At 73.0% G+C, this 8,185-nt stretch carries 4 protein-coding genes; 2 read left to right on the top strand and 2 right to left on the bottom strand.

All coding sequences use genetic code 11. The features are described from left to right. Positions 1–1,390: NAD(P)/FAD-dependent oxidoreductase (locus GWI24_RS35975; RefSeq protein ID WP_210950237.1), on the bottom strand; the 1,390-nt coding region annotated here is incomplete at its 3' end. Positions 1,391–1,611: 221 nt separating this feature from the next. Here GWI24_RS35975 and GWI24_RS35980 point away from each other — a divergent pair. Beyond that, positions 1,612–2,010 (top strand): PPOX class F420-dependent oxidoreductase, encoded by a 399-nt coding sequence (locus GWI24_RS35980; protein WP_210950238.1) that lies wholly within the window; start codon positions 1,612–1,614, stop codon positions 2,008–2,010. A 355-nt stretch (positions 2,011–2,365) separates the two neighbouring features. On the opposite strand, the gene rsgA is transcribed toward GWI24_RS35980, so the two are convergent. Next, positions 2,366–3,502: a ribosome small subunit-dependent GTPase A gene (rsgA, locus tag GWI24_RS35985; protein ID WP_210950239.1), complete on the bottom strand. Its 1,137-nt coding sequence runs from the start codon at positions 3,500–3,502 to the stop codon at positions 2,366–2,368. 400 nt (positions 3,503–3,902) lie between these two features. Between rsgA and GWI24_RS35990 the strand changes: the two genes are divergently transcribed. Then, the coding region (locus tag GWI24_RS35990) for a type I polyketide synthase (protein ID WP_210950240.1) at positions 3,903–8,185 on the top strand (4,283 nt) is incomplete at its 3' end.

The following is an 8,185-nucleotide window of genomic DNA, read 5'->3' on the forward strand; positions in this document are numbered from 1 at the left end:
CCGCGTGCCAGAGGCGGTTGATGGGGACCTCGCCCGCTACCGCCACCGTCGCCGAGTGGAGCAGGTCGCTGACCCCGGGGCCCACGAAGGTGACGCCGATCAGGTGGCCCCGGTCCAGGTCGACGACCATGCGGGCGCGGCCGCGGTAGCCGTCCGCGTAGAGGACCGCGCCCTCGACCTGGCCCATGTCGTAGTCGACGACGCGGATGTTGCGGCCCTCGGACTCGGCCTGCTCCGCGGTGAGCCCGACCGCGGCGACCTCCGGGTCGGTGAAGACGACCTGCGGTACGGCCGCCTCGTCCGCGGTTGTCGCGTACTCGCCCCAGCGGCCCGTGTCCAGCCGCTCGACGCCCCCAGCGCGTGCCCCGATCGCCGCGCCCGCGATGCGCGCCTGGTATTTGCCCTGGTGGGTGAGGAGCGCTCGGTGGTTGACGTCGCCCGCCGCGTACAGCCAGCCGTCGGGGACGTCCGTCACGCGGCAGGTCTCGTCGACGGTCAGCCAGCCGCCCGGTTCGAGCCCCACCGTCTCCAGGCCCACGTCCGCGGTGTGCGGGGCGCGCCCGGTGGCGAAGAGCACCTCGTCCGCCTCGAGCCGTTCCCCGCTCTCCAGGGTCACCGTGACCGGTCCCGCCACCCCGCCCGGCCGGGCGAGGCCCTTCACCGACGCACCGGTGCGGATCTCGGCCCCGGCCTCCCTCAGCGTCTCGGCGACCAGCTCGCCCGCGAACGGCTCGATCCGGTTCAGCAGCCCGGAGCCGCGTACCAGCACGGTGACGCGCGAGCCGAGGCCGCACCAGGCCGTGGCCATCTCGGCGGCCACCACACCACCGCCCACGATGATCAGTCGGTCCGGCACGGTGGCGGAGCTGGTGGCCTCCCGGCTGGTCCAGGGCCGGGCCTCGGCGATCCCGGGCATGTCGGGCAGCGCGGCCCGGGTGCCGGTGCAGACGGCCACGGCGTGGCGGGCGGTGAGGGTCCGTTCCTCGCCACCGGATCCGTCCGGCGGCGTCACCGCGACCCGCCGCGGCCCGACCAACCGCCCATGGCCGCGCACCAGATCGATCCCGGCCGACTCCAGCCAGGTGAGCGCGCCGTCGTCCTCCCAGTTGCCGACCTGCTTGTCTCGGTGGGCGAAGACCTCGGCGGCCACCAGCGACCCTCCGACCGCCTCCCGCAGCCCCGGCACCTGGCGTGCCTCGGCCCGCGCGAGCACCGGGCGCAACAGCGACTTACTGGGGACGCAGGCCCAGTACGAACACTCACCACCGACCAGCTCACGCTCCACGATCACCGTGGAGAGCCCGGCCGCGCGGGTTCGGTCGGCCAGATTCTCACCGACCGGGCCCGCGCCCAGCACGATGACGTCGTACTCGTCCGTGGCCTGATTCATCGCAACCCGCTCTCTCGCTCGTATCACCGTCGCAGGGCCTCCGGGGCCTCGCAGGGTCATCGTGGCGTCGAGTTACCGTGCACAGCCACCCCAATCGGCGTTTCGGCCGAGCGCTCCCGGCACCGGGAGGCCCTGCCCCGCATCGGAAGGCCCTGCCCCGCGTCGGAAGGCCCTGCCCCGCGTCCCCTGCGCACGGGTCCCGGCCGCGCGACAGTGATCGCATGACTGTTTTCACCGAACCCGAGGCCGACTACCTCAGATCGCAGCGGATCGGCCGGCTGGCCACCGTGGACGCGCAGGGCCAGCCGCAGGCGAACCCGGTGGCGTTCTTCCTCAACGAGGACGGCACGGTCGACATCGGCGGCTACGCAATGGGCAGGACGAAGAAGTGGCGTAACACCGGGACGAATCCGAGGGTGGCGCTGGTCGTCGACAGCCTGGTGAGCGAGCAGCCGTGGATGGTGTGCGGGGTGGAGATCCGCGGCGAGGCGGAACGGCGCACGGGGCCGCATGACCTCGGCGCCCATCTGAGCGACGAGGTCATCCGGATCCATCCGCGCTGGGTGTACAGCTGGGGCCTGGAGGACGTGCCCGGGGCCAAGACCCGGAGCGTGGACTGACCGCGGCCGGTCTCGGTCGGCCCCCGGGCCGGGCCGGCCGGGCACGGTGGCCCCCCGGCCGGACCGGACAGGCACGGTGACCCCCAGGCCGGACCGGACAGGCACGGTGACCCCCAGGCCGGACCGGACAGCCACGGTGACCCCCAGGCCGGACCGGACAGCCACGGTGACCCCCAGGCCGGACCGGACAGCCACGGTGACCCCCAGGCCGGACCGGACAGCCACGGTGACCCCCAGGCCGGACCGGACAGGCACGGTGACCCCCGGCCGGACCGGACAGGCACAGTGACCCCCAGGCCGGGCCGGACGGGGCACGGCCCTACCCCACCGCCCCGGCCCGGCCCTGGGCGTACCGCTACCGCCCGCGCATCGGCCCCCGCTTGCGCTCCATCATGTGGCGGCCGAGCGCCTGCCGCTGCTTCCAGTCCCGCCGCAGCTCGGCGCGCAGCCGCGCGTCCGTACGGGCCGCGAGCCGCTCGTTCTCGCGGAGCAGCTTGCGATAGCTCTCCAGCCGCCGCTCCGGCAGCGAGCCGTCGTCGATCGCGGCGAGCACCGCGCACCCCGGCTCAACCTGGTGGGCGCAGTCGGGGAAGCGGCACCGCTCGGCGAGTTCCTCGATCTCGGCGAACGCCTGTGCGACACCGCCCTCGGCGTCCCACAGCCCCACCCCACGCAGCCCCGGGGTGTCGATCAGCACCCCGCCCGAGGGCAGGGGCAGCAGATCGCGGGTGGTCGTGGTGTGCCGCCCCTTGCCATCGCTGTCGCGGATCGCCCGTACGTCCTGAACGGCCTCGCCCACCAGCGCGTTCGCCAGCGTGGACTTGCCCGCGCCGGACTGGCCGAGCAGCACGGCGGTGCCGGAGGCGAGCAGGGCACCGAGCTCGTCCAGCCCCTCCCCCGTCGCGGAGCTGACCGGCAGCACCCGCACACCGGGCGCCGCCGTCTCGGTGTCGGACACCAGGTGGGCGAGGGTTTCCGGGTCGGGCACCAGATCGGCCTTGGTGAGGACGAGCAGCGGCTGGGCGCCGCTCTCCCAGGCCAGCGCGGTGAACCGCTCCACACGCCCCAGGTCGAGCTCGGCGGCGAGGGAGACGGCGATGACGGCGTGGTCGGCGTTGGCCGCCAGCACCTGGCCGTCCGAGCGCTTGGAGGAGGTGGACCGCACGAGGGCGGTACGGCGCGGCAGCAGCGTACGGACGTAACGCGGATCGCCCTCGGCGTCCACGGCGGTCCAGTCGCCGGTGCACACTATCCGCATCGGATCGCGCGGCGTCACCAGTTCGGTGTCGGCCCGGGCCAGGCCGCTCGGCGTGACCAGATCGCACTGGCCACGGTCCACCCGGATCACCCGGCCGGGCACCAGCCCCTGTGCGGCGTACGGGGTGAACGTCTCCGCCCAGCCGTCGTCCCAGCCATAGGCGGAGAGGGAGTACGGAGACGCGGAGTCAGAGGAGCCAGAGGAGCCAGAAGAGTCGGAAGAAGTGTTGAACACGGAGGAAACCCTTCGAAGGGCGGCCTCCGAAGAGGTGTCAGCCGGAGGCCGCAGGGGTGGAAATGAGGAACTCCTGAACGCGAGCGACGCTCGCCACCGAGACCGTCATCAATGTCCTCACCTCCTGCTTTCCTCAACGCGCGGCAACACGGGCCAACTCGGCCCGCACGGAACGGAGAAACCGTAGCGCGTCCCCGCCCGGGGCGCCATCCATTTTTCTTTCGCCGAAAACGAAGGGCCGCAATCAACCACCCTGTGACCAGGGGAACATGACCCGAGCAGCGGCTCCCGAACATGCTTGCGCACCCGCCGGACGCTGAGGTACCTTCGCGGCAGTTGATCTTTGTTTTCACGCGCGATAAACAGGTCAGGTCACCAGGTCACGGGGGAGTGTACCTAGTTGTCCACAGTCGCCGATTCGCCATGGCATCACGATGTCCATGATTCGGTAGCGGTCATCGGTTTCTCTTGTCGTTTACCGGGGGCCCGGACGCCCGAGGAATTCTGGCGTCTGCTCAGCGAGGGCGCGGACGCGGTCACTGCCGTACCGGAAGACCGATGGACCCCGCGTCAATCCGACGGCGGGTCCGGGGCCCGAGCCGATGCGGAAGCCGAAGCGGAAACCGAAGCGGGGACTGAATTCGGCGCCTTCCTCGACGAGGTCGACCACTTCGACGCCGACTTCTTCGGCATATCGCCGCGCGAGGCCGCCGCCATGGACCCCCAGCAGCGGCTGATGCTCGAACTGGGCTGGGAAACCCTGGAGGACGCGGGCCTCACACCGGCCCGGCTCGCCCAAGGGCGGACGGGGGTGTTCGTCGGCGCCATCAACGACGACTACGCCACGCTGCTGCGGCGGCACGGCGGCGACTCCGCGGTCACCCATCACACCCTGACCGGCCTCCAGCGCGGCATGATCGCCAACCGGCTCTCCTATCTGCTGGGCACCCGCGGCCCCAGCATGGTGGTGGACTCGGGCCAGTCGTCCTCGCTGGTCGCGGTGCACACGGCCTGCCAGAGCCTGCGCAACGGCGAATGCGACACCGCGCTCGCGGGCGGGGTCCACCTCAATCTCGCGTACGACGGCGCGCTGAGCGCCGCACGCTTCGGCGGGCTCTCCCCCGACGGCACGTGCTACACCTTCGACGCCCGGGCCAACGGCTTCGTCCGCGGCGAGGGCGGCGGTCTGGTGCTGCTCAAACCCCTCGCCCGCGCGCTCGCCGACGGCGACCGGATCCATGGAGTGCTGCGCGGCGCCGCGGTCAACAATGACGGCGGCGGGGACAGCCTCACCACCCCCAGCCGGACCGCCCAGGCGGAGGTGGTGCGCCGGGCGTACGCCGCGGCCGGGGTCGGCCCCGACGAGGTGCAGTACGTCGAACTGCACGGCACCGGCACGCCCGTCGGCGACCCCATCGAGGCGGCGGCGCTGGCCGAGGCGATCGGCGCCGCGCGGGCGAAGGACCGGCCGCTGCTGGTGGGGTCCGCCAAGACGAACGTGGGCCACCTGGAAGGGGCCGCGGGGATCACTGGCCTGATCAAGGTCCTGCTCTCCCTGAAGGCGGCGCATCTCCCGCCGAGCCTCAACTTCCGCTCCCCCAACCGCGCGATTCCGCTGGAGGAGTGGAATCTGCGGGTGCAGACCGAGCTGTCGGCGTGGCCGCGCCCGGATGCGCCGCTGATCGCCGGGGTGTCGTCCTTCGGCGTCGGCGGGACCAATGCCCATGTCGTCGTGGAGCAGGCTCCGGCGGTCTCACTCGCCACGAGTGCGGCCGAAAGCGTCGCGGGCGCGTGGGGTGGTGAGGTGCTGCCGTGGGTGATCTCGGGGCGCACGGCGATCGGGCTGCGGGCGCAGGCCGCCCGGTTGAGGTCGTTCGCGACGGACTGTTCGGCGGACGGCTTGGCGGACGGCTCGGCGGACGGCGATGTCTCCGCCGCCGACATCGGATGGTCGCTCGGCGAGCACCGGACGGCCCTGGAGCACCGTGCCGTGGTGGTGGCCGGGGACCGCGACGGATTTCTGGCCGGGCTGGACGCGCTGGCCTCCGGTGAGCCCTCCGCCCATGTGGTCAACGGGGTGGCCGGCGAGTCGGCCGGCGGTCCGGTGTTCGTCTTCCCGGGGCAGGGCTCGCAGTGGGTGGGCATGGCCGCCGAACTGCTCGACGCCTCCCCGGTGTTCGCCGAATCCATCGACCGCTGTGCCCAGGCCCTGGCCCCGCACACCAACTGGGACCTCCTCGACGTACTGCGGGAGACCGAGGACGGCGCCGCGCTGGAGCGCGCGGAGGTGCTGCAGCCCGCGCTCTGGGCCGTGATGGTCTCGCTGACGCGGGTGTGGCGTTCGCTCGGCGTCGTCCCGTCAGCCGTCGTGGGCCACTCCCAGGGCGAGATCGCGGCCGCGTGCGTGGCCGGAGCGCTGTCGCTGGAGGACGGTGCCCGGCTGATCGCCGTACGCAGCCGGCTCGCGGGGGCGCTGATCGGCCGAGGCGGTCTCGCGTCCATCGGCGCGTCGGAGGAGCGGGCGGCCGAGCTGCTCGCGGACCGGGACGACGTATGGATCGCCGCGGTCAACGGCCCCGGTGCGACGGTGGTCGGGGGCAGCCCGGAGGGGCTGGCCGAGGTCACGGCCGGGGCGGAGGCCGCCGGGCTGCGCCACCGCACGGTGACCACGGCCTATGCCTCGCACACCCCGCATGTCGAGGCGATCCGCGAGGAGTTCCTGCGGCGCGCGGCGCCGGTCGCGCCGCGCGCCGGGGACGTGCCGATGTACTCGACCGTCACCACCGCCCCCATCGCGGGCGAGGCACTGGACGCCGGGTACTGGTACCGCAACCTCCGCGAACAGGTCCGCTTCCACGACACCGTCCAGCACCTGATCGCCGATGGCAACTCCCTCTTCCTGGAGAGCAGTTCGCACCCCGTGCTCACCACCGCCGTCCAGGACACGGGCGGCCTCGCCGTCGGCACCCTGCGCCGGGGCGAGGGCGGCACGCAGCGGGTGCTGCTCTCGCTGGCCGAGCTGTGGGTGCGTGGAGCCGCCCCGGACTGGGCGCAGGTGTTCGCCGGGACCGGCGCCCGCCGGGCCGAGCTGCCCGGCCGTGCCTTCCACCGGCGGCGCCACTGGTTCGGCACCGTGGCGTCTCCGGCGGCCACCGCGGGTGCCGCGAGCCTTGATGTGGTTCATCAGGTGCGGGCCCAGGCCGCCGCCGTCCTCGGACATACGACGGTGGCCGAACTCGACACCGGACGGACCTTCAAGGACCTCGGCTTCGACTCGATCTCGCTCAGCGATCTGTGCAACCGCGTCAACGCCGCGCTGGGCACCCGCCTCTCCCCCGCCGCGCTCTTCAGTCACCCGACCCCGGCCAGGCTCGCGGAACACCTCAACGCCACCGCCGCCGGTCCGTCCTCCGCACCCACCCCGGAGGTCGCCACCGACGCCGACGAGCCGATCGCCATCATCGGGATGAGCTGCCGCCTCCCCGGTGGCGTGCGCTCCCCGGAGGACCTGTGGCGGCTGGTGGCGGACGGACGGGACGCCATCTCGCCGTTCCCGGACGACCGCGGCTGGGATCTGGAACGGCTGCACGGCACCGAGGGCGCCGGCAGCAGCTTCGCCCGGAGCGGTGGATTCATCGACGGGGCCACGGACTTCGACGCCCGCTTCTTCGGCATCTCCCCGCGCGAGGCCCTGGCGATGGACCCCCAGCAGCGGCTGCTGCTGGAGACCTCCTGGGAGTCGCTGGAACGGGCGGGCATCGCGCCCGACGCGCTGCGCGCCACCCGTACCGGCGTGTTCGTCGGCACCATGGACCAGGAGTACGGGCCACGGCTGCACGAGGCGCCGGAGGCGGTCGACGGCTATCTCCTCACCGGCAAGACCGCCAGTGTCGCCTCGGGCCGTATCGCCTATCTGCTCGGGCTCACCGGGCCCGCCATCACCCTGGACACCGCCTGCTCGTCATCGCTGGTGGCCCTGCATCTGGCAGTGCAGTCGCTGCGTCGGGGCGAGTCCTCGCTGGCCCTGGCCGGCGGGGTCACCGTCCTCAACACCCCGGGAATCTTCACCGAGTTCAGCCGTCAGGGCGGGCTGGCCCGCGACGGCCGGTGCAAGGCGTTCGCGGCCGGGGCCGATGGCACCGGAATGGCGGAGGGCGTCGGCATGCTGCTGGTGGAGCGACTGTCCGACGCCCGCCGCAACGGCCATCGGGTGCTCGGCGTGATCCGTGGCACGGCGGTCAACCAGGACGGCGCCTCCAACGGCCTCACCGCGCCCAACGGCCTCTCCCAGGAGCAGGTGGTCCGGCAGGCGCTGGCGGATGCGGGGCTGTCGGCGGCCGATGTGGATGTGATCGAGGCGCACGGCACGGGAACGGCGCTCGGCGACCCGATCGAGGCACAGGCGCTGCTCGCCACGTACGGCCAGGACCGGCCCGCCGACCGGCCCGCGCTGCTGGGGTCGGTGAAGTCCAACATCGGCCACACCCAGGCGGCGGCCGGAGTCGCGGGGGTCATCAAGGCGATCATGGCCATGCGCCACGGTGTCGTCCCCGCCACGCTGCATGTGGACGAGCCGACCCCGCATGTGGACTGGGCCTCCGGTGGTGTGGAGCTGGTGACGGAGGAGCGCCCGTGGCCGGAGGCCGGACGGGTGCGGCGGGCCGGAGTCTCGTCGTTCGGCAT

Source organism: Streptomyces sp. MK37H (assembly GCF_018035285.1).
GTDB classification, from domain to species: domain Bacteria; phylum Actinomycetota; class Actinomycetes; order Streptomycetales; family Streptomycetaceae; genus Streptomyces; species Streptomyces endocoffeicus.

Coding starts and splice junctions, on each gene's coding strand:
- GWI24_RS35980 (WP_210950238.1), top strand. CDS start 1,612: ATGACTGTTTTCACCGAACCCGAGGCCGACTACCTCAGATCGCAGCGG.